The following is a 20,756-nucleotide window of genomic DNA, read 5'->3' as shown; positions in this document are numbered from 1 at the left end:
GCACCTCATGCCTTGAGTGCGGCCACCGCCGCCCCCGCCAGTTCGTCCAGGTATCCGTCCGGCACGTCCGACCTGACCACCACCAGCCGCCAGTACAGCGGCCCCACCATCAGATCCAGCGCCCGGTCCGGATCCGTCGACGCAGGCAGCTCGCCCCGGGCCACCGCGTCGCGTACCACCACGGCTGCCACCCCCTGCTGGCTGTCCAGCAGCGCCGTCTTGATCGCGTCCGCGATTTCCGGGTGCCGGGCCGCCTCCACCAGCAGGTCCGGGATGACCTGCGAGGCCACCGGGTGGCGCAGGGCGTGCGAGGCCACCTCCAGCAGCGCCCGTACATCCCCGTACAGAGAACCCGTCGCCGGCGCAGGCAAGCCCTGCGCGGCAAACGCCGAGACCAGGTCGAGCACCAGGGACAGCTTGGACTTCCAGCGCCGGTAGACCGCCGTCTTGCCGACGCCCGCCCGCCGTGCGATCCCCTCGATCGACATGCGCGCGAAGCCGACCGCCGCCAGTTCCTCGAAGACGGCGGCGCGAATGGCGTCGGTCACGTCCTCCCGGAGCACAGCGGCTCCGGCCGGCGCGCGACGCGGGGTTCCCGGATCCGTGGTCATGCCCAGGAGCATAGCGGGACGACGAGACGGTTGCGTTGCGACGTAACTCCGTCCTACCCTCACCGTAGCGACGATACGGGACCGTCCCGTCGCGAGCCATGAGTCGATCCCTCGGTCAGCAGCCGATCCGCCCTCTCCGAAAGCGGCCGCCCCTGTGACTACCCAGACGATTGCCCCTCCCCCGTCCCTGGAGAAACCGGTGGAACCAGTGGAATCGGTGGAGGACCTCACCGCACTCGCCCTGCACCACGGTCTGACCGTCAGCGGCGCGCGCCCCAGCCTGCGCAGCTACATCGGCCAGATCTGGTCCCGCCGCCACTTCATCGTCGCCTTCGCCACCGCCCGGCTGACCGCCCAGTACAGCCAGGCCAAGCTGGGCCAGATCTGGCAGGTCATGACCCCCCTGCTGAACGCGACGGTCTACTACTTCATCTTCGGCGTACTGCTGGACACCAAGAGCGGCGTCCCCGACTTCATCCCGTTCCTCGTCACCGGGGTCTTCATCTGGACCTTCACCTCCAGCTCGATCATGGCGGGCACCCGCGCGATCTCCGGCAACATCGGTCTCGTACGCGCCCTGCACTTCCCCCGCGCCAGCCTGCCCATCGCCATCGCGCTCCAGCAGCTCCAGCAGCTGCTCTTCTCGCTCGCCGCGCTGATCATGATCCTGCTCGCCGTCGGCGAGTTCCCGGACGTCAACTGGCTGCTCGCGGTCCCCGCGCTGCTCCTGCAGGCCGGCTTCAACACCGGACTGTCCATGATCATGGCGAGGCTGGCCAGCCGTACCCCGGACATCGCCCAGCTGATGCCGTTCATCCTGCGCACCTGGATGTATGCCTCGGGCGTGATGTGGTCCATCGACAAGGTGTTCAGCCACCACGACAAGCTGCCCCACATCGTGCTGCTCGCGCTGGAGTGCAACCCCGCCGCCGTCTATATCGACCTGGTGCGCTTCGCCCTCATCGAGAGTTTCACCGCCGCCCAGCTCCCCTCGCACGTCTGGGCCCTGGCCCTGTTCTGGGCGGTGCTCTTCGGGGCCGGCGGCTTCGTCTACTTCTGGCAGGCAGAGGAGAAGTACGGCCGTGGCTGAGCAGACCGGCAGGACCCCGACCGTCGTCGTCGACGGTGTCCACATCAAGTACCAGGTGAACGGCGCCCGCACCGGCCGGGGCAGCGCCACCACCGCCCTCAGCCGGATCGTCTCCCGCCGGGCGGCTCCCGGCGTGCGCGAGGTGCACGCCGTCAAGGGCGTCAGCTTCGCCGCGTACAAGGGAGAGGCGATCGGCCTGATCGGCTCCAACGGCTCCGGGAAATCGACCCTGCTCAAAGCCATCGCGGGCCTGCTGCCGCCCTCCGAAGGCAAGGTCTTCACCCAGGGCCAGCCCTCGCTGCTCGGCGTCAACGCCGCCCTGATGGCCGATCTGACCGGCGAGCGCAATGTCATCCTCGGCGGGCTCGCGATGGGCATGACCCGCGAGCAGGTCCAGGAGCGCTACGACGACATCGTCGACTTCTCCGGGATCAACGACAAGGGCGACTTCATCTCGCTGCCGATGCGTACGTACTCCTCCGGCATGGGTGCCCGCCTGCGGTTCTCGATCGCCGCCGCCAAGAGCCACGACGTCCTGCTGATCGACGAGGCGCTGTCCACCGGCGACGCCCGCTTCCGGCGGCGCAGCCAGGAGCGGATCGACGAGCTGCGCGCGGAGGCAGGCACGGTCTTCCTGGTCAGCCACAGCAACGGGACGATCACCGAGACCTGCGACCGCGCCCTCTGGCTGGAGGCAGGTGTGCTGCGGATGGACGGCCCGGCGGAGGAAGTGGTCGCCGCATACGAGGCGTTCACCGGCGGCAAGAAGTAGTACGAAATAGCTCGAAAAGTATCCAAAGCGGGCTAGAGTACCCGCCGATGACGACCCGTCCGATCGGCCCGCCCGCGCCACCGCCCCCGCCCTCCTTCGACGTCTCCCCGGCGCCGGGAATCCCCGGCGCCGCGTACTGCCGCACCCGGCACCCCGCGGTGCTCGCCGCCGTCTGGGGGGCCACCCGCCTCGGCATGCTCGGTCTGCTCCTCGTCGACCGCGTCGGCGACACGGGCATTGCCGGGGAGGTGTACACCCTCTATCGGCGCTGGTACGAACAGCTCCTCCAGGGCGCGTTCCCCCTTGACGACGTCACCTGGCAGTACCCGCCCGGTGCCGCGCTCGTCTTCCTCGCCCCCGGCGCGCTGCCCTGGCTGACGTACTTCCAGGCCTTCGTCGCCCTCACCCTGGTCGCCGATGCGGTCATCACCCTGGCCCTCGCCCGCGCGGGAGTGCGCGGCGCGTGGCTGTGGGTGTGCGGACTGCCGCTGCTGCTGCACCTTCCCTACGCGCGCTACGACGTCCAGGTCACCGCCGTCGCCGTACTCGCGCTGCTGGCCGTGCAGCGCAGGCCCGGCACCGCAGGGGCACTCGCCGGACTCGGCGCAATGATCAAGGTGTGGCCGGTGCTGACCGCGCTGGGCACGCCCCCGGGACGTACGACACGCCGGGCCTGGCTCTCGGCCGCCGCCTGCGCCGCGGCGTTGCTCGCCGTCCTCATGTCCGGCTTCTCGCACAGCCTGGACTTTGTGCGGCAACAGGGCGCCAGGGGCGTGCAGATCGAGTCGCTCGGCGGGACCGTGCTCCAACTCGCGCGGCAGGCAGGCTGGTCGGGCACGGTCCGGTACCAGTACGGGGCATTCGAGTTGGTCGGCCCCCATGTGTCGGGCGTGGCGCGGCTCTCCCTGCTGCTGAGCGTCGCCGCGCTGTGCTGGCTGCTGCTGTGGCGGGTGCGGGCGCTGCGCTGGACGCCGGCCACGCCCTTCGACGCCTCGTTCGCCGCCGTACTGCTCTTCACCGTCACCAGCCGCGTCATCAGCCCGCAGTATCTGGTCTGGCTGCTCGGTCTGGCCGCCGTGTGCCTCACCTCCCGGCACACCACCCAGCGCACGGTCGCGCTGCTGATGCTCCCCGCCGCCGCACTGAGCGCGCTCGCCTACCCGGTCTGCTACGACGATGTGCTGGCCGGCACCCCGCTCGGCCTGCTGCTCATGGTCGTACGCAACGGGCTGCTGCTCTTTGCCGCGCTGCTCTCCTGCCGACGGCTGTGGGCGGCGACGGTCGCGCGATAGGCTCCCGTCTCGCCGATCGGCAGGGGCACGCCAAGGGAGTCGGGCATGGGGAACGGGGGGCCTGAACCGCTGCGCGCGGACGACCCGCGAGAGATCGCGGGCTATGTGCTCGAGTCGCGGATCGGCGAGGGCGGCATGGGCACCGTCTTTCTCACCCGCACCGCCGAGGGCCGGCCCGTCGCGCTGAAGTTGATCCGCCGCGAGCACGCGCAGAGCGAGAGCTTCCGCAGGCGCTTCGCCCGCGAGGTCGAGGCGGCCCGCCGGGTGCACGGCCACCATGTCGTGCCGGTCGTCGACCATGACGCACAGGGCCCGCGGCCCTGGCTCGCCACCCGTTACGTACCGGGGCTGCCGCTCGACGACGCGCTGGCCGCACACGGGCCGCTGCCGTCGGCCTGCGTGCTCCAGCTGACCGCCGCGGCGGCGCTCGCGCTCGACGCCGTACACACCGCCGGAGTCATACACCGCGACGTCAAGCCGGGGAATCTGCTGCTGACCGGCGAGGGGCCCTGGCTGCTCGACTTCGGCATCGCGCGGGCCGTCGGCACGTCCTCGCTGACCACCGTCGGCCGGATGGTCGGCACCCCCAAGTACATGTCGCCCGAGCATGCGCTGGGCAAGCAACTCACGCCCGCGTCCGATGTGTTCACCCTCGGGCTGCTCGCCGCCGAGGCCGCCTCGGGGAGCCATCCGTACGGAGAGGGCGGGGGCCTGGTGGTCGCCACCAGGATCGCGGGCACCGACCGCGAGCCCCCGGACCTCGGCGGGCACCCTCCGGCGCTGCGCGAGGTGCTGACGGCCTGCCTCGCCGCCCGTCCCGAGGACCGGCCTAGTGCGGCGGAGGTGGCCGCGCTGTGCCGTCGCGCGGCGGGACGCGACGTACGCGACTTCACCGGCTGGCTGCCGAGGCCGCTGACCGCGAGGGTGTCACGCATCGAACGCGCGGCGAAGGACCCGAGGTCCTCGGGCTGGCTGAGCAGAACGCGCAGTCGCCGGACGGGCTCGACATCGAGCCCGTCCGGCGACTGAGGACAGAGCACTTCAAGCCCGCCCGGCGATTGAGGACACAGACTTCAAGCCCGCCCGGCGATTGAGGACGAAGCCGGCTACCGGGCGGACCCGGTCACCGCATCAGCTGTGCGTCCGCAGCAGCTGCCGCATCGTCCGCATCGCCACCGACAGGTTCGCCAGGTCGAACGTGTCCGAGCCCTGGATCTCCTCCAGCGTCGTACGCGCCCGGCTCAGGATCGCCGCGTTCTTCTGCTCCCACGCCGTGAACCGCTCCTCGGGCGTCGAGCTGCCGTTGCCCACCGAGAGCACGTCCGCGGTCAGCATCGCGTGCGCCGCGTACAGGTCCTCGCGGATCGACGCGCGGGCCATGGACTGCCAGCGGTCCGCCCGCGGCAGCTCTATGATCCGGTCCATCAGCTGGGTGATCTGCAGCCGGTCCGCGAGGTCGTAGTACACCTCGGCGACCGCCATCGGCTCCTTCTTCGTACGGTCCGCGATCGCGACGATGTCGAGCGTCGGGAAGGCGGACGAGAAGCCTGCGACTCGCACGGCGAGCTCCTCGGGAACGCCCGCCTCGGTCAGCTCGTCCAGCACCTTCTGGTACCACTCCAGGTCCCCGCCGCGCAGCATCTTCGGCAGCTCGGCCCAGACCTGCTCCACCCGGTCGGCGAAGAAGTCGATGGTCCCGGCGAGTTCCAACGGCTGCGGGCGGTTGCCGAGCAGCCAGCGCGTACCGCGCTCGACGAGGCGGCGCGAGTGCAGCCGGATGCGGGTCTGGACATCGGCCGCGACCTTGTTGTCGAGAGCCTCGACGGCGTCCCACACCGCGCCGAGACCGAAGATCTCGCGCGCCGCGGTCTGTGCCCGCACGACCTCCTCGATCGACGCACCCGTCTCTTCCCGCAGCCGGTGCAGGAACGTCGAACCACCGGTGTTCACCGTGTCGTTGACCAGCACCGTCGTGACGATCTCGCGGCGCAGCGCGTGCGTGTCGATCGCCTCGGGGAACTTTTCACGGAGCGGCTTGGGGAAGTACGCGTGCAGCAGCCGGCGCAGATACGGGTCGTCCGGCAGCTCGGTCCTGATCAGCTCGTCCGCCACCGTGATCTTGGTGTAGGCGAGCAGCACGGCCAGCTCCGGCTGGCTGAGTCCCTTGCCGGCGTTCAGCAGCTCGCGGATCTGCCGGTCGGTCGGCAGGAACTCCAACGCCCGGTCCAGGTGCCCGTCCCGGCCGAGGCGCCGCATGAAGCGCTGGTGGGCGTGGAGCAGCGAGGGCGACTGGGCGACGGCGTTCGACAGGGCGACGTTCTGCGCATAGTTGTTGCGCAGCACCAGCTGGCCGACCTCGTCGGTCATCTCGGCGAGCAGCTTGTTGCGCTGCTTGACGGTCAGGTCGCCGTCCGACACCAGGCCGTTGAGCAGGATCTTGATGTTCACCTCGTGGTCGGAGGTGTCCACGCCCGCGCTGTTGTCGATGGCATCGGTGTTGATCTTGCCGCCGTTGCGGTCGAACTCGATGCGGCCGAGCTGGGTCAGACCCAGGTTGCCGCCCTCGCCGACGACCTTGACCCGCAGGTCCACTCCGTTGACGCGGATGGCGTCGTTGGCCTTGTCGCCGACGTCCGCGTTGGACTCGGTGGAGGCCTTGACGTACGTACCGATTCCGCCGTTCCACAGCAGGTCCACCGGGGCCTTGAGGATCGCCTTCATCAGATCGGCGGGCGTCATCTTGGTGACGCCGGCCTCGATGCCGAGCGCCGCGCGCAGATGCACGTTGATCGGGATCGACTTGGCCGTACGCGGGTGGATGCCGCCGCCCGCGGACAGCAGCTCCTTGTTGTAGTCGGCCCAGGAGGAGCGGGGCAGCTCGAACAGGCGGCTCCGCTCGGCGTACGAGACGGCGGCGTCCGGGTTCGGATCGATGAAGATGTGCCGGTGGTCGAAGGCCGCGACCAGGCGGATGTGCTCGGAGAGCAGCATGCCGTTGCCGAACACGTCACCGGACATGTCGCCGACGCCGACGACCGTGAAGTCCTGGGTCTGGGTGTCGTGGCCGAGCTCGCGGAAGTGCCGCTTGACGGACTCCCACGCACCGCGGGCGGTGATGCCCATCTTCTTGTGGTCGTATCCGGCGGAGCCGCCCGATGCGAAGGCGTCCCCGAGCCAGAAGTTGTACGAGAGCGCGACCTCGTTGGCGATGTCGGAGAACGTCGCGGTGCCCTTGTCGGCGGCGACGACGAGGTAGGTGTCGTCCTCGTCGTGGCGTACGACGTCGGCCGGCGGCACGACCTCGCCCGCCACCATGTTGTCCGTGATGTCGAGCAGCGCCGAGATGAAGGTCTTGTAGCAGGCGACGCCCTCGGCCAGCCACGCGTCGCGGTCCACCGACGGGTCGGGCAGCTGCTTGGCGACGAAGCCGCCCTTCGCGCCGACCGGCACGATCACGGTGTTCTTGACCATCTGCGCCTTGACCAGGCCCAAGATCTCCGTACGGAAGTCCTCGCGCCGGTCGGACCAGCGCAGACCGCCACGCGCGACCTTGCCGAAGCGCAGGTGCACACCCTCGACACGCGGGGAGTAGACCCAGATCTCGTACGCCGGGCGGGGCGCCGGCAGATCCGGGATGGCCTGCGGGTCGAACTTCATCGACACATAGCTGTGGTGCGAGAAGCCTCCCGCCTCCTGGAAGAAATTGGTGCGCAGCGTCGCCTTGATGACGGTGAGGAAGGAACGCAGGATCCGGTCCTCGTCCAGGCTCGCGACCTGGTCGAGCGCGCCGTCGAGCTCCTCCAGCAGACCGTCGATCAGCTCCGTGCCGGCGCGCTGGCGCTCCGGGGACATCCGGGCCTCGAAGAGGGAGACCAGCAGCCGGGTGGTGTGGACGTTGTTACGGAGGGTGTCCTCCATGTAGTCCTGGCTGAAGGTGGAGCCGGCCTGACGCATGTACTTGGCGTACGCCCGCAGCACCATCGCCTGCCGCCAGCTCAGACCGGCGCGCAGCACAAGGGAGTTGAAGCCGTCGTTCTCCGCCTCGCCGGTCCAGACGGCGGCGAAGGCCTCCTGGAATCGCTCGCGGGCGTCGTCGGCGAGGTAGTCGCCGTTGCCCGTGGGCAGCGGCATGCGCAGGCCGAAGTCGTAGATCCAGGCGGTCGTACGGTCCGAGCAGCGCAGCTCGTACGGACGCTCGTCGACGACCTCGACACCGAGCCGGTTGAGCGCCGGCAGGACGGCGGAGAGGGAGACCTGCTCGCCCGTGCGGTAGATCTTGAAGCGGCGCTCGCCGGGCGCCGCGCCGACCGGCTCGTACAGGGAGAGCGAGAAGTCCTTGTCGCTCTCGGTCAGCCGGTCCAGGTGCACCAGGTCGGCGACGGCGGCGCGCGGAGAGTGGTCGGCCTTGTAGCCCTCGGGGAAGGCGGAGCCGTAGCGGCGCAGCAGCTCGGCGGCACGCTCCTCGCCGACCTCGGCGTTCAGCGCCTCGGCGAAGCCGTCGGCCCAGGAGCGGGCGGCCTCGACGAGCCGGGCCTCGATGCGTTCGACGTCGGCGTCGGTGAGCTCGGGCAGCTCGGTGCCGGCCGGGACGCGGACCACGAAGTGCAGCCGGGAGAGGATCGACTCGGTGTTCCAGGCGGTGAAGTCGACGCTGGTGCCGCCCAGTTCCTCCTTGAGGATGTCGATGATCCGCAGCCGGACGCCGGTGGTGTAGCGGTCGCGGGGCAGGTAGACGAGCGCCGAGTAGTAGCGGCCGTACTCGTCCTGGCGCAGGTAGAGCCGCAGCCGTCGGCGCTCTTGGAGGTAGAGCACGCTGGTGACGATGGAGCGCAGCTGGTCGACGGGCGTCTGGAAGAGCTCGTCGCGCGGGTAGGTCTCCAGGATCTGCAGCAGGTCGCGGCCGTCGTGGCTGTGGGGCGAGAAGCCGGCGCCCTCAAGGACCTCGGCGACCTTGCGGCGGATGACCGGGACGCGGCGGACGGACTCGGTGTACGCGGCGGAGGAGAACAGGCCGAGGAAGCGGCGCTCCCCGATGACGTTGCCGTTCTCGTCGAACCTCTTGACGCCGACGTAGTCCAGGTAGCTGGGCCGGTGCACGGTGGAGCGGCTGTTGGCCTTGGTCAGGATCAGCAGCTTGTGCTCGCGTGCCTTGGCGCGGGCGTCGGCGGGCAGCCGGTTGAAGGAGGGGCTCACCGGGTGGCCGTGCGCGTCGTCGCCGCTGTGGTGCGGGTCGGAGCGGAGGATGCCGAGGCCGGTGCCGGGGACGGCGGAGAGGGAGTCTCCGTCGACGAGGTTGTACTCCCGGAAGCCGAGGAAGGTGAAGTGGTCGTCGGCGAGCCAGCGCAGCAGCTCGCGGGCCTCCTCGACCTCCTCCTCGCGCAGATCGTTGGGGATCGGCTCCTTCGGCAGCTCTTCGGAGATGCGCAGCGCGGCGTCGCGCATCTTCTCCCAGTCCTCGACCGCCTCGCGGACGTCGGACAGGACACGCAGCAGGTCCGCGGTGATCTGCTTCAGGTCGGCACGGTCGGTCTCGCGGTCGATCTCGACATGGATCCAGGACTCGACGAGCGCGTCGTGGGGCAGCAACTTGCCGGTGGACTCGCTGGGCAGCACCTCGATGAGCTTGCCCGTCACGTCCCGGCGGACGACGATCTGCGGGTGGATCACCAGGTGGATGCCGCGGCCCTGCCGGGACAGCTCATTGGTGACCGAGTCGACCAGGAAGGGCATGTCGTCGGTGACGACCTCGACCACGGAGTGGCTGCATGTCCAGCCGTTCTCCTCGACGGTCGGCGTGTGGACACGCACGTTGGCCGTGCCCTGTGGGCGGTTCTCGGCGAGCCGGTAGTGGGAGAGTGCTCCGCCGAAGATGTCGACCGGGTCGCGATCGGCCAGGTCCTCGGGAGCGGTGTGCAGGTAGTAGCGCTGGAGGTACGAGAGCAGGGTGTCCTGATCCGGACTCTTTCCCTGCTCTGCCCCAGTCGGAAGGTTCCCCCCGACCGGGCTGTTCTCAGCTACCCGGGCGGCCCGTGCGAGCAGCTCGGCCTTGGCTTCGTCCAGCTTGGTCTGCATGTCCTCTGGCTCCTGTCGCGCGCCGTTGCGTGACGTAGGTGAAAGAAGCGACGCAACGCCACGACGCGGGGTGTCCGGTCGGAGTCGACGCTATGCCGCGATGAGCGATGTCCGAGCCGTTATTGGCCAATGTTGGCAGCGGGGCCGGACCGGGAAGATCAACGACCGCCCGGGCGCTGTGGCGCTCCGGGCGCAGGCCGGGGGCTTCGCTGCCCCCACGGCATATAGCGCTGATCACGGGTCAAGGCTATCGCTCCTTCCCCCCGACCCGTCATGAGCCGTATGTGTACAAAAGACGGGCCGGAAGTTTGACACTCTGGACAGAGACACAGGGGCACTCTTGGCAAACAGCCCGCCGCGGTGCAGGTTGGCCATGACGACACGGACACCGTCGACAGCCGCCCCGCGCCACCGGCTGGGGCACCGTCGAGCCCGACACCGGGAGCAGTCATGACAGCGAAGATCCTGATCGTCACCGGCGACGCAGCCGAGTCCCTCGAAGTCCTCTACCCGTACCAGCGGCTACGGGAAGAGGGGTACGAGGTCGACATCGCGGCCCCCTCGCGCAAGCAGTTGCGATTCGTCGTGCACGACTTCGAGCCAGGCTTCGACACCTACACCGAGAAGCCGGGCTACACCTGGCCGGCGGACCTGGCCTTCTCGGAGGTCGACCCCGGCCAGTACGCAGCAGTGGTGATCCCGGGCGGTCGCGCCCCGGAGTATCTGCGCAACGACCCCGAGCTCCGCAAGATCCTCAAGTCCTTCTTCGACTCCGACAAGCCGGTGGCCCAGATCTGCCACGGCCCCCTGCTGACGGCAGCCATCGGCGGCCTGGAGGGCCGAAGGGTCACCGCCTACCCCGCGCTGGAACTGGACATGCAGGCAGCGGGAGCCAGCTTCCAGGACACGGAGGCGGTGGTGGACGGCACGCTGGTGTCCTCACGGGCGTGGCCCGACCACTCGGCGTGGATGCGGGAGTTCTTGAAGGTACTGCGGGCGAAGGCACCACTGGGCTGAAGGGAGGCCGGCGCAACGCAGCCCCGCGGGCGGCCGCGGCGCGGGGAGAGGCTCGCCTCAGACGCACCCGCACCGCCCGTGCCCGTACCGCCCGCGCGCACCGCCCGGCCCTCGTTCTCACACAGCACCCGGCTCAGCGCGTCGCCCTCATGCCACCAGCCATGTCGCGGCCTCCACCGCCTCCTCCAGCGTGTCCACCACCGGCACACCCACCGTCTCCAGACTCGCCCTGCTGTGCGACCCGCCCGTATAGAGCACCGCTCGCGCCCCCACATGCGCCGCCGCCACCGCATCGTCGACCGCGTCGCCGATCACCACCGTGTGCTCCGGCGCCGCTGCCCCGCCCAGCGCCACGAGGTGCCGCTCCATGTGCAGCGCCTTCCCGCCACCGGACGGCCCCGTCCGGCCGTCGATGCGTATGAAGTGGCTCTCGATGCCGTAGCCCCGCACGACCGGGACCAGCTCCTCGTGCCCGTACATGCTCAGCAGCGACTGGCTGCGCCCCGCCAGCCCCCACTCCCGCAGCAGCTCCTCGACCCCCTCGGTCAGCCCGCAGCCGATCCGCTGCTCGCTGTAGTGCCGGTGGAAGATCTCGTCCATGACCGCCCACTCCTCGTCCGACGGCAGCCGGCCCATCAGCCGCTCGTAGAACAGGGGGACCGGCACGCAGTACAGCTCGCGGTACCGCTCCAGCGTGATCGGCTCCAGGCCGATCTCCGCGAAGGCGGCGTTCGTCGCCCCGATGACCGCCGTGACGTCGTCGAGCAGTGTGCCGTTCCAGTCCCAGACCAGATGCGTGTTGTGCTTCCCCATACGAAAACGGTACCGGCCGGGTCCGACAATCGGCCGCCCTCGCCGGGATCCGGGGATCAGCCGATGAGGTTCGGGATCTCCTGCACCCCGTACCAGAGCAGCTCGTGATCCTCCGCGCCGTCGACCGTGAACTGCGCGTCGTCGTCGCCCTGGTCCGCCGCCCCCAGCACATCCGCCGCCGCGGCAACGTCGCCGATCGCGTCGTCGGCGTCGATGTGCACGGCCGCCGCCTTGGCCAGCGGCACCGCGGCCACGACCCGGACCTCCCCGAGCGCACCAGGGTCGAGCACCAGGTCGGGATCGGCGGCCGCGTCCTGGTCCCGTACGTCGACGGCCACGACGACCCGCCGCCTGGGCGCATCCGGGTCACCCGCGAGCAGCCGCAGCGAGGCGGCCGCGGCGCGGCTCAGTGCCGCGTACTCGAGTTCCTCGATGTCGTCGGAGACGTACCACTCGCGCAGTCCAGGGGTGACGGCATAGGCGGTCAGCGGGCCGGGGCCCAGATCACCCGTCTTGTGCGCCTCTGCGAGACCGGGAAGGGTCAGGGGGACGTAGACGCGCATGATGGCCGCTTTCGTAGTCGGGAACGCCCTCAGGATACGTGCGAGGTCCCCCTTCGGGCTGCCTCTCCCGGCCCAGCGGACCGTCCACCGGGGACACACCGCGCACCCGCCCACGACGGCCCGAGGCTGCCCCTCGTCACTCTGATAGGTGAACCCTGCGGCGGCCTGGCGCGGGGGTCGCCGGCGTTGCGGCCCGCCGAGCAGTCCCCGTAGAAGATCACCCAACGAAGTTACCGTCCGGTATCGAGCCGGGCCCGGCACATCGGGGGCGATCTGCATGGACAGGACCAGGCCTGCGGGACGGCGCGACCAGCGCCGCCCCGCCGTGGTGGCAGCGGCGACGGCACGCGCACGACGGCAGAACAAGCCGCACTACTGGTTCGCCGACCGTCTGCTGGCGGTACTCAGCGGACAGCGCCCGGTGCACTGGATGCTCGGGCACACGATCGGAGAGGCGTACGAGCAGCTGGTGCGGCTCGCCCCGGGAGCTCCGCTGCGCCCGGCGGAACGGGTGACGCCGGTCGTACGGCACTGCGGCGAGTACCACCCGGGCCCGGGCGTGATCGAGGCCTTCGCCAGGATCGGCTCGGGTGACCGGGTCAGCGCGATGGCCTTCCGCCTGGAACAGGGCGCGGACCAGCGCTGGCGCTGCGCGGCAGTGGAACTCGGCGGCGAACGCGTCCCCACCCGCGCGGCGGACTGACGCCGGGGTGAGGACGGGGCGCAGGTGCCGTCGCGGCCGGGCCCGGGCTCCAGGCCGCGAGCGGACCGGCCGCCGCGCCGCCGCCGCTCATCGCGACGAAACCCCCAGCCGCGCCGCCTGGCCCTCCTGGACCTGACGGGCCACCCGGAGGAAGTCCAGGATCGTGGCCAGCTGCTCCTCGTCGTAGCGGCTCAGCGCCTGCGCCGCCGCCGCGCCGACGGGCAGATAGACCTCCGCCTCGGCAGCCCCCGCCGCCTCAGTCGCGGTGACCAGCACCCGACGCCGGTTCGTCTCGTCGCGCGTGCGGGCGACGAGACCGGCGCGCTCCAGCCGGTCGATGACGGTCGTCGTCGCGGCGGGACTGAGCTTCAGGGCCGTACTCAGCTCACCGGCCGCCAGCGGCCCCCTCCCCAACACCAGGTCGAGACAGCGCAGGTCGGTGCGGTTCACCCCAAGCCGTGCCGCGGCCGCCTCGTCAAAGGCATCGAAGCTCTGCTGCAGCGACCGAAGCTGCTGAGCGACATCCTCTATGGCTGCTTCTTTCGACATTCGAATCTTTCTGGTATCGTAAGTTTCGTCAGTCGTAATGATAACACCCGGGAGGGCACAGCCATGATTACTCAGCAGCACCAGAGCGACGCTCGCATCGCAGACCTCTTCGAGCGCTTCATGCACGCCTGGACCGAGGGCGACGCGGTCGCTTTCGGCGCCTGCTTCACCGAGGACTCCGACTACGTCTCGTACGACGGCACCCGCGCCGTGGGACGCGTCGCCCACCAGGCCAACCACGACAAGCTGTTCCGCGGCGTCCTCACCGGCTCCGCACTCGTCGGCGAGATCGAGGCCGTCCGCTACCTCACCCCCGACGTCGCGATCGTCTACGGCACGGCATCCGTGCTGATGCCCTGGCGCTCGCGGCTCCCCAAGCGCCGGCTGTCCCGGCAGACGATCGTCGTCGTGAACACCGACGACGGCTGGCGGATCAGCGCCATCCACAACGGCCGCGTGCGCCCCGTCACCGTCCCCGCACCCGACTCGATGCCGTCGAGGATGTCCCAGGCGATGACCAGGGCGGCCCGCTATCTCGGTCTGGGCCGGGCCACCGCCAGCCCCTGAGAACGACGGGAGAGGGCGCGGACGGTACGGAAACGGCCGGGGCCGGACACCGCAATCGGTGTCCGGCCCCGGCCGTCGGCTCTGCGCGCAGCTGCCCGGGAGGGCAGGCGCGCGGGAGAGGTCGGCGCGCTACTTCTTGCGGCGCCGCCCGCCGCCCTTCTGCGCCTTGCGCCGCTCCGCACGCGTCAGGCCGTCCCCGTCCGAGTGGGCCTGCCCGTCGTCGCTGACGAAGTCGCCCTCGACAATGCCGCCCTCGCCGTCCACCTTCGGTGCGGAGAAGTGCAGCCGGTCCGGCCGCTGCGGCGCGTCGAGCCCCTTCGCGCGGATCTCGGGACGGGACGCGCCCGCGGGCACCGCGTCCTCCTTGGCGAGCGAAGGCGCCGCGTCCTGCACCGGGATCTCCTCGACCTGCTGCTCGACCTGGACCTCCAGGTTGAACAGATAGCCGACGGACTCCTCCTTGATGCCCTCCATCATGGCGGTGAACATGTCGAAGCCCTCGCGCTGGTACTCCACGAGCGGGTCCTTCTGCGCCATCGCGCGCAGGCCGATGCCCTCCTGGAGGTAGTCCATCTCGTAGAGGTGCTCACGCCACTTGCGGTCCAGTACGGACAGCACCACGCGCCGCTCCAGCTCACGCATGATGTCCGAGCCGAGCTGCTTCTCCCGCTCGTCGTACTGCTCGTGGACGTCGTCCTTGATGGACTCGGCGATGAACTCGGCGGTGATCCCGGCCCGGTCGCCGGCCGCCTCCTCCAGCTCCTCGACAGTGATCTTCACCGGGTAGAGCTGCTTGAACGCTCCCCACAGCCGGTCCAGATCCCACTCCTCGGCGAAGCCCTCGACGGTCTCCGCCTGGATGTACGCGTCGATGGTGTCGTCCATGAAGTGGCGCACCTGCTCGTGCAGGTCCTCGCCCTCCAGAACGCGGCGGCGCTCGCCGTAGATGACCTCGCGCTGGCGGTTGAGGACCTCGTCGTACTTCAGGACGTTCTTACGCGTCTCGAAGTTCTGCTGCTCGACCTGCGACTGTGCCGACGCGATCGCGCGCGTGACCATCTTGTTCTCGATCGGGACGTCGTCGGGAACGTTCGCCATCGCCATCACGCGCTCGACCATCTGCGCCTTGAACAGCCGCATCAGGTCGTCGCCCAGGGAGAGGTAGAAACGGGACTCGCCCGGGTCGCCCTGACGGCCGGAACGACCGCGCAGCTGGTTGTCGATACGACGCGACTCGTGCCGCTCGGTGCCCAGCACATAGAGGCCGCCGATGTCGGTGACCTCGTCGTGCTCGGCCTTGACGGCCGCCTCGGCGCGCTCCAGCGCGGCGGGCAGGGCCGCGGCCCACTCCTCGACGTGCTCGACCGGGTCCAGGCCGCGCTGGCGCAGTTCCGCCTCGGCGAGGTCGTCGGGGTTGCCGCCGAGCTTGATGTCCGTACCGCGGCCGGCCATGTTCGTCGCGACGGTGACCGCGCCCTTGCGGCCGGCCTGGGCGACGATCGTCGCCTCCCGGTCGTGCTGCTTGGCGTTGAGGACCTCGTGCTGGATGCCGCGCTTGTTGAGCTGCTGCGAGAGGTACTCGGACTTCTCGACCGAGGTGGTGCCGACGAGGATCGGCTGGCCCTTCTCGTGCTTCTCGGCGATGTCGTCGACGACCGCCGCGAACTTGGCGACCTCGGTCCGGTAGATCAGGTCGGACTGGTCCTTGCGGACCATCGGCTTGTTCGTCGGGATCGGCACGACGCCCAGCTTGTAGATCTGGTGGAACTCGGCGGCCTCGGTCATGGCCGTACCGGTCATGCCGGAGAGCTTGCCGTAGAGGCGGAAGAAGTTCTGCAGGGTGATCGTGGCGAGCGTCTGGTTCTCGTCCTTGATGTCCACCCCTTCCTTCGCCTCGATCGCCTGGTGCATGCCCTCGTTGTAGCGGCGGCCGGCGAGGATACGGCCGGTGTGCTCGTCGACGATCATGACTTCGCCGTCGATGACGACGTAGTCCTTGTCGTTCTTGAACAGTTCCTTGGCCTTGATGGCGTTGTTCAGATAGCCGACGAGGGGGGTGTTCACCGACTCGTAGAGGTTGTCGATGCCCAGCCAGTCCTCGACCTTGGCGACACCCGGCTCATGGATGGCTACGGTCCGCTTCTTCTCGTCGACCTCGTAGTCGCCGGTCTCCTCGATGCCCTTGAGCGGGTTGCCCGCCTCGCCCTTGGTGAGGCGCGTCACCAGCTTGGCGAAGTCGCCGTACCACTTGGTGGCCTGGTCGGCGGGGCCGGAGATGATCAGCGGCGTACGGGCCTCGTCGACGAGGATCGAGTCGACCTCGTCGACGATGGCGTAGTTGTGGCCGCGCTGGACGAGCTCGTCCTTGGACCACGCCATGTTGTCGCGCAGGTAGTCGAAGCCGAACTCGTTGTTCGTTCCGTACGTAATGTCGCAGTTGTACTGCTCGCGGCGCTGCGCCGGGGTCATGTTGGCGAGAATGCAGCCGACGGACAGGCCCAGGAACTTGTGGACCCGGCCCATCATCTCGGAGTCACGCTCGGCCAGATAGTCGTTGACCGTGATCAGGTGCACGCCCTTGCCCGACAGCGCGTTGAGGTATGCGGGCAGCGTGCCGACGAGGGTCTTGCCCTCACCGGTCTTCATCTCGGCGACGTAACCGAGGTGCAGCGCGGCGCCGCCCATCATCTGTACGTCGTAATGGCGCTGGCCGAGGACGCGCTTGGCGGCCTCACGGACGGTCGCGAATGCCTCGGGGAGCAGGTCATCCAGGCTCTCACCGTCGGCGCATCGCTCCTTGTACTCATCGGTGAGAGCCCGCAACTCGGCGTCGGAGAGGTTGATGAAGTCCTCTTCGATGGAGTTGACCTGGTCCGCGATGCGGTGCAGTTTGCGCAGGATCTTGCCTTCGCCTGCACGCATGAGCTTGTTGAAGACGGACACTGAGGTTGGTCTCCTTGCCGATCGGGCCTGGCACTGGGTCGTGTTATGGACACTGGCGCGGGCACGGCAGGTGGACCCCACCGCAACGGCCATCGTAAGCGAGGACCCCACCGGGTCGGGAGGTCCGCCGTCAGCCAGGGCTGCTGTTACCCGCAAAAGAGAACGCACGGGACGCGCGGAAGGTGCCGGTGAGGTCCGAAAAGTGCTCGCATCCCTTCCCGTACATGACCACAATCCGGGCATGGAGCCCATCACCCTCACCACCGAGCGCCTGCTGCTGCGTACTTTCTCGCCCGACGATACGGAGGCGGCCTACCAGGCTTGTCAGGACCCCGACATCCAGCGGTGGACAACGGTCCCCTCGCCGTACGAGCGACGCCACGCGGAGGAGTTCACCGGGCAGATAGTGCCGGACGGCTGGCGGGCGGGCACGATGTGCACCTTCGCGGTGCTGCCGCGGGCGGGCGGCCCACTGATGGCATCGGTAGCGGTCAGCCTGCGCACCCTCTCGGGCACCTGGGAGATCGGCTTCTGGACGGCGAAGGAGTACCGGGGCCGCGGCATCATGGCGGAGACCGTGGCAGCGGTGGCCCACTGGACCTTCACCAGGCTGGGTGCGACGCGTCTGGAGTGGCGTGCGGAGGTCGGCAACGAGGGCTCGCGGGCCGTCGCCGAGAAGGCGGGCTTCGTGGTCGAAGGGGCGCTGCGCGCGGCCCTGCTCAACAAGGACACACTCAGGGACGCCTGGGTGGGCGCGCTGCTCCCGTCGGACCTGGGGCTGCCGACCCCTCACCCGTATCTCCCGGCGCGGGGCACCTCGTGAGCTTCGGCCGAGGGTCTCTTTCCTCGGCGGCCGGACCGATTGTCAGTGCCGCCGTCTAGGGTGCGGACCATGACCACCGTGCCGCCGCCTGCCGCCGAACTGTCCGCCGACGAAGCCCGCCGCATAGCGCTGCGCGCCCAAGGATTCCTGGGCGCGCCGGACCGGCGGGGCGGGGTGCGCGGCGTGCTGCGGCACCTCGGCGCCGTACAGCTGGACACGATCTCGGTGCTGGCGCGCTCGCACGAGCTGATTCCGTACGCGCGATTGGGCGCCGTGGGCCGCCGGACGGTCGAGGATGCGTACTGGACCGAGGGGCACAGCTTTGAGTACTGGTCGCACGCGGCCTGCATCCTGCCCGTCGAGGAATGGCCGCACTTCGCCTTCCGGCGCCGCGCCTACCGCTCCCGCCCGCACTGGTCCCACGATCTGCCGGACGGGGCGTACGAGAAGGTGATCAAGCAGCTGCGCGCCGAAGGCCCGCTCACCGCGACGGAGTTGGGCGGCGCGAAGAATGGCGGCGAGTGGTGGGACTGGTCGGCCTCGAAAGTCGCCGTCGAGCGCGCCCTGATGTACGGCGAGGTGGTGTGCACCGCGCGGCGCAGCTGGAAGCGGGTGTACGACCTCGCCGAGCGGGCCGTCCCCGGTCACCTTCTGAACGCCGAACTGGACGACGCGGAGTGCCTGCGCCGACTGGTCCGGCTGGCCGGCGAGGCGCTCGGTGTCGGCACCCGGGCGGACATCGCGGACTACCACCGCCTCAAGGGCGAGCAGTTCGACGCGGTGGTGGCCGACTCCGGGCTGGTGCCGGTCACGGTCCAGGGCTGGTCCAAGCCCGCCTGGGCGGATCCCGAGGCACTCGCGAGCGTGCCGCGCGGCCGCCACCGCACAACCCTTCTCTCGCCGTTCGACTCACTGATCTGGGAACGGGCGCGCACCGAGCGGATCTTCGGCTTCACGCACCGCCTCGAGGCGTATGTCCCCAAGCAGAAGCGGGTGTACGGCTACTTCGCGATGCCGGTCCTCGCCGGCGGCCGACTGGTCGGCCGCGTCGACCCCGCGCGCGAAGGCAGCACACTGGTGGCCAAGCAGGTCTCGCTGGAGGGCGCCAAGTCCGTGCCCGCCGTGGCCCAGGCCCTGTCCGAGGCCGCGACCTGGGTCGGCTGCACGGACGTACGCGTGGAACGCGTGAGCCCGCCGGAACTGCAGGGCCCCCTGACCCAGGCCGTCAAGGCACTCTGAGCGCGGGCAGGGGCTCACCCCACGCCCGCGGGGTCACCGGATCTCGAGGATCTTCTCCCGCATCGCGTAGACCACCGCCTCCATCCTGGAATGCAGCTGCAGCTTCTCCAGGATGTTGCGGACGTGGTTCTTCACGGTGTTCTCCGAGATGAACAACTCCTTGGCAATGTCGCGGTTGTTCATCCCGGTGGCGACGAGCTTGAGCACTTCGAGCTCCCGCTCGGTCAGCCGGGGCGCGGGCACCAGGCGCCGCTCGTCCGTGCGCTGGATCATCGACTTGAACTCGGTGAGCAGCTTGGACGCCATCGACGGGCTGATCTGCGACTGCCCATCGGCCACCGCACGGATCGCCGTGGCCACCTCGTCGGTGGAGATCTCCTTGAGGAGATAGCCGGTGGCGCCCGCCTTGATCGCGTCGTAGAGGTCGGCTTCCTCGTCGCTGATCGTCAGCATGATGATTTTCGCACTGGGGGCCACCTCCTTGATCGAGGTGCACGCCTCGATGCCGCCGCGGCGGGGCATCCGCACGTCCATGAGCACGATGTCGGGCAGCAGATCTGCAGCCTTGTCGACGGCCTCCGCCCCGTCTCCTGCCTCGCCGACTACCTGGATGTCCTCCTCCTGTGCGAGGACGATCTCGAGCCCTCGCCTGAACAGGGCGTGGTCGTCCACCACCAGAACCCGGATCGGCTCCTTGCGGGAGCCGCCGTGGTCCGCGCCGGTTTCGGCGACCGCGGCAGTGGCGTCGCCCGCGTCGTCGTGAACCGGCCCGAAGCTGTCCGCCATCGTTCCTCCCCCTGAAGGCCGTGAGCCTGAAGATCATGAGTGGTTCGCCAACATCAGCACACAGCGCACCGGTTGGCTAGCGACGCCATGCTTTCATGCCTGACCGACAGCGCGGCGATCCCGTGGTCGCACGGTGGTGCCCCTGGGGGCGCAGAGGGCGCACCAGGGGCACCACCGACACTGCTGACGGCGGTCAGCCGCCGAGCGCACCTCCGGCCCCGCCCGCCTCGGATCCGGCGAGCGGGTCGGTCTCCAGGTGGATGACGCCATAGTCATAGGCGTGCCGTCGGTAGACGACACTGGGCTGCTTCGTCTCGGAGTCGACGAAGAGGTAGAAGTCGTGCCCGACCAGCTCCATCTCGTAGAGCGCCTGGTCGAGTGTCATCGGTGCTGCGGTGTGGATCTTCTCGCGGACCACCAGCGGTCCCTCGCCCTGCACTTCGAGCGAGCCGATCCTGGTGGTGGGAATGGATTCCGGCGCCTCTTCGACGAGCGGCCGGCCGTTGGCGTTCAACTCGGCGACGCCGGGAACGACATCGGCCACCTCGGATGCCGAAATGCGGCCGTTCCCACGGCGGTTGTGGCGCTTCTCATGCTGCTTACGCAGGCGCGCCTCCAGTTTGCCGGTGGCCAGGTCAAGCGCTGCATACGGGTCGGCGGCCGCAGCCTCCGCCCGGATCACCGGGCCACGTGAGTGAAGTGTGATCTCCACCCGGTCGGAACGGTCGGCCTGCCGCGGGTTGTGCTCCTTGGACACCTCGACGTCCAGGCTGATCACCTTGCCGTCGAGCTTCTGGATCTTCTCCAGCTTCAGCTTCTCGGCCACGTGCTTGCGGAACCGCTCGGGCACCTCGGTCTTGCGGCCCTTGACGACGATGTCCACGCAGAACTCCGTTCCCGGATAGCCCCGCCCGCT

General features: G+C 69.5%; 17 protein-coding genes. 9 read left to right on the top strand and 8 right to left on the bottom strand.

Annotated elements, in window-relative coordinates; translation table 11 throughout:
* Positions 1–5: 5 nt before the first annotated feature.
* Entirely contained in the window at positions 6–623 is a 618-nt protein-coding gene (locus OG729_RS24100; RefSeq protein ID WP_405808059.1) for a TetR/AcrR family transcriptional regulator, read from the bottom strand.
* Between the two features lie 142 nt (positions 624–765).
* Here OG729_RS24100 and OG729_RS24095 point away from each other — a divergent pair, with 142 nt between their 5' ends.
* The 4 genes from OG729_RS24095 to OG729_RS24080 are packed head-to-tail and all read left to right on the top strand — an operon-like array spanning position 766 to position 4,794.
* Positions 766–1,701, top strand: a complete 936-nt coding sequence (locus OG729_RS24095) for an ABC transporter permease (protein ID WP_405808058.1) — start codon at positions 766–768, stop codon at positions 1,699–1,701.
* A complete protein-coding gene (locus OG729_RS24090; RefSeq protein WP_360883142.1) occupies positions 1,694–2,473 on the top strand; it encodes an ABC transporter ATP-binding protein in 780 nt (259 codons plus the stop codon). Before OG729_RS24095 ends, OG729_RS24090 begins: the two co-directional genes overlap by 8 nt.
* Before the next feature lie 47 nt (positions 2,474–2,520).
* On the top strand, positions 2,521–3,765 hold the full coding sequence (locus OG729_RS24085; RefSeq protein WP_405808057.1) for a glycosyltransferase 87 family protein: 1,245 nt from the start codon (positions 2,521–2,523) through the stop codon (positions 3,763–3,765).
* A 45-nt stretch (positions 3,766–3,810) separates the two neighbouring features.
* Positions 3,811–4,794 (top strand): serine/threonine-protein kinase, encoded by a 984-nt coding sequence (locus OG729_RS24080; RefSeq protein ID WP_360883145.1) that lies wholly within the window; start codon positions 3,811–3,813, stop codon positions 4,792–4,794.
* Positions 4,795–4,896: 102 nt separating this feature from the next.
* Here the strand turns inward: OG729_RS24080 and OG729_RS24075 are convergent, their stop codons facing one another.
* Positions 4,897–9,837: an NAD-glutamate dehydrogenase gene (locus OG729_RS24075; protein ID WP_405808056.1), complete on the bottom strand. Its 4,941-nt coding sequence runs from the start codon at positions 9,835–9,837 to the stop codon at positions 4,897–4,899.
* Positions 9,838–10,287: 450 nt separating this feature from the next.
* Between OG729_RS24075 and OG729_RS24070 the strand changes: the two genes are divergently transcribed.
* Positions 10,288–10,854 (top strand): DJ-1/PfpI family protein, encoded by a 567-nt coding sequence (locus tag OG729_RS24070; RefSeq protein ID WP_360883150.1) that lies wholly within the window; start codon positions 10,288–10,290, stop codon positions 10,852–10,854.
* Positions 10,855–11,001: 147 nt separating this feature from the next.
* Here the strand turns inward: OG729_RS24070 and OG729_RS24065 are convergent, their stop codons facing one another.
* Together OG729_RS24065 and OG729_RS24060 are read right to left on the bottom strand one after the other, a co-directional pair.
* The gene (locus OG729_RS24065; RefSeq protein WP_405808055.1) at positions 11,002–11,667 is read right to left on the bottom strand and encodes an HAD family hydrolase; all 666 of its coding nucleotides are present in this window, start codon (positions 11,665–11,667) and stop codon (positions 11,002–11,004) included.
* Positions 11,668–11,723: 56 nt separating this feature from the next.
* Complete coding sequence (locus OG729_RS24060; RefSeq protein ID WP_360883156.1) at positions 11,724–12,230, bottom strand: DUF6912 family protein; 507 nt, start codon at positions 12,228–12,230, stop codon at positions 11,724–11,726.
* 277 nt (positions 12,231–12,507) lie between these two features.
* On the opposite strand from OG729_RS24060, the gene OG729_RS24055 reads away from it, so the two are divergent.
* Entirely contained in the window at positions 12,508–12,933 is a 426-nt protein-coding gene (locus tag OG729_RS24055; RefSeq protein WP_405808054.1) for an Rv3235 family protein, read from the top strand.
* Between the two features lie 87 nt (positions 12,934–13,020).
* Here the strand turns inward: OG729_RS24055 and OG729_RS24050 are convergent, their stop codons facing one another.
* Complete coding sequence (locus tag OG729_RS24050) at positions 13,021–13,482, bottom strand: MarR family transcriptional regulator (protein WP_360883162.1); 462 nt, start codon at positions 13,480–13,482, stop codon at positions 13,021–13,023.
* A gap of 63 nt (positions 13,483–13,545) precedes the next feature.
* Between OG729_RS24050 and OG729_RS24045 the strand changes: the two genes are divergently transcribed.
* Positions 13,546–14,049 carry an SgcJ/EcaC family oxidoreductase gene (locus OG729_RS24045; protein ID WP_360883165.1) on the top strand — a complete coding sequence of 168 codons (504 nt, stop codon included), beginning with the start codon at positions 13,546–13,548 and terminating at the stop codon, positions 14,047–14,049.
* A gap of 129 nt (positions 14,050–14,178) precedes the next feature.
* On the opposite strand, the gene secA is transcribed toward OG729_RS24045, so the two are convergent.
* Entirely contained in the window at positions 14,179–16,992 is a 2,814-nt protein-coding gene (secA, locus tag OG729_RS24040) for a preprotein translocase subunit SecA (protein WP_360883168.1), read from the bottom strand.
* A gap of 241 nt (positions 16,993–17,233) precedes the next feature.
* On the opposite strand from secA, the gene OG729_RS24035 reads away from it, so the two are divergent.
* Positions 17,234–17,815 carry a GNAT family N-acetyltransferase gene (locus tag OG729_RS24035; protein WP_360883171.1) on the top strand — a complete coding sequence of 194 codons (582 nt, stop codon included), beginning with the start codon at positions 17,234–17,236 and terminating at the stop codon, positions 17,813–17,815.
* A gap of 69 nt (positions 17,816–17,884) precedes the next feature.
* Positions 17,885–19,054 carry a DNA glycosylase AlkZ-like family protein gene (locus OG729_RS24030; protein ID WP_360883174.1) on the top strand — a complete coding sequence of 390 codons (1,170 nt, stop codon included), beginning with the start codon at positions 17,885–17,887 and terminating at the stop codon, positions 19,052–19,054.
* A 33-nt stretch (positions 19,055–19,087) separates the two neighbouring features.
* Here OG729_RS24030 and OG729_RS24025 read toward each other — a convergent pair whose 3' ends face one another.
* Positions 19,088–19,840: a response regulator transcription factor gene (locus tag OG729_RS24025; RefSeq protein ID WP_360883177.1), complete on the bottom strand. Its 753-nt coding sequence runs from the start codon at positions 19,838–19,840 to the stop codon at positions 19,088–19,090.
* Positions 19,841–20,033: 193 nt separating this feature from the next.
* Complete coding sequence (gene hpf, locus OG729_RS24020; RefSeq protein WP_360883180.1) at positions 20,034–20,723, bottom strand: ribosome hibernation-promoting factor, HPF/YfiA family; 690 nt, start codon at positions 20,721–20,723, stop codon at positions 20,034–20,036.
* Positions 20,724–20,756 lie beyond the last annotated feature (33 nt).

The organism is Streptomyces sp. NBC_00210 (assembly GCF_045160975.1).
Classification (GTDB): Bacteria; Actinomycetota; Actinomycetes; order Streptomycetales; family Streptomycetaceae; genus Streptomyces.
This window is presented reverse-complemented; position numbering and strand designations above follow the sequence as displayed.

Coding starts and splice junctions, on each gene's coding strand:
- OG729_RS24100 (WP_405808059.1), bottom strand. CDS start 623: ATGCTCCTGGGCATGACCACGGATCCGGGAACCCCGCGTCGCGCGCCG.
- OG729_RS24085 (WP_405808057.1), top strand. CDS start 2,521: ATGACGACCCGTCCGATCGGCCCGCCCGCGCCACCGCCCCCGCCCTCC.
- OG729_RS24080 (WP_360883145.1), top strand. CDS start 3,811: ATGGGGAACGGGGGGCCTGAACCGCTGCGCGCGGACGACCCGCGAGAG.
- OG729_RS24075 (WP_405808056.1), bottom strand. CDS start 9,837: ATGCAGACCAAGCTGGACGAAGCCAAGGCCGAGCTGCTCGCACGGGCC.
- OG729_RS24070 (WP_360883150.1), top strand. CDS start 10,288: ATGACAGCGAAGATCCTGATCGTCACCGGCGACGCAGCCGAGTCCCTC.
- OG729_RS24065 (WP_405808055.1), bottom strand. CDS start 11,667: ATGGGGAAGCACAACACGCATCTGGTCTGGGACTGGAACGGCACACTG.
- OG729_RS24060 (WP_360883156.1), bottom strand. CDS start 12,230: ATGCGCGTCTACGTCCCCCTGACCCTTCCCGGTCTCGCAGAGGCGCAC.
- OG729_RS24055 (WP_405808054.1), top strand. CDS start 12,508: ATGGACAGGACCAGGCCTGCGGGACGGCGCGACCAGCGCCGCCCCGCC.
- OG729_RS24050 (WP_360883162.1), bottom strand. CDS start 13,482: ATGTCGAAAGAAGCAGCCATAGAGGATGTCGCTCAGCAGCTTCGGTCG.
- OG729_RS24045 (WP_360883165.1), top strand. CDS start 13,546: ATGATTACTCAGCAGCACCAGAGCGACGCTCGCATCGCAGACCTCTTC.
- OG729_RS24035 (WP_360883171.1), top strand. CDS start 17,234: ATGGAGCCCATCACCCTCACCACCGAGCGCCTGCTGCTGCGTACTTTC.
- OG729_RS24030 (WP_360883174.1), top strand. CDS start 17,885: ATGACCACCGTGCCGCCGCCTGCCGCCGAACTGTCCGCCGACGAAGCC.
- OG729_RS24025 (WP_360883177.1), bottom strand. CDS start 19,840: ATGGCGGACAGCTTCGGGCCGGTTCACGACGACGCGGGCGACGCCACT.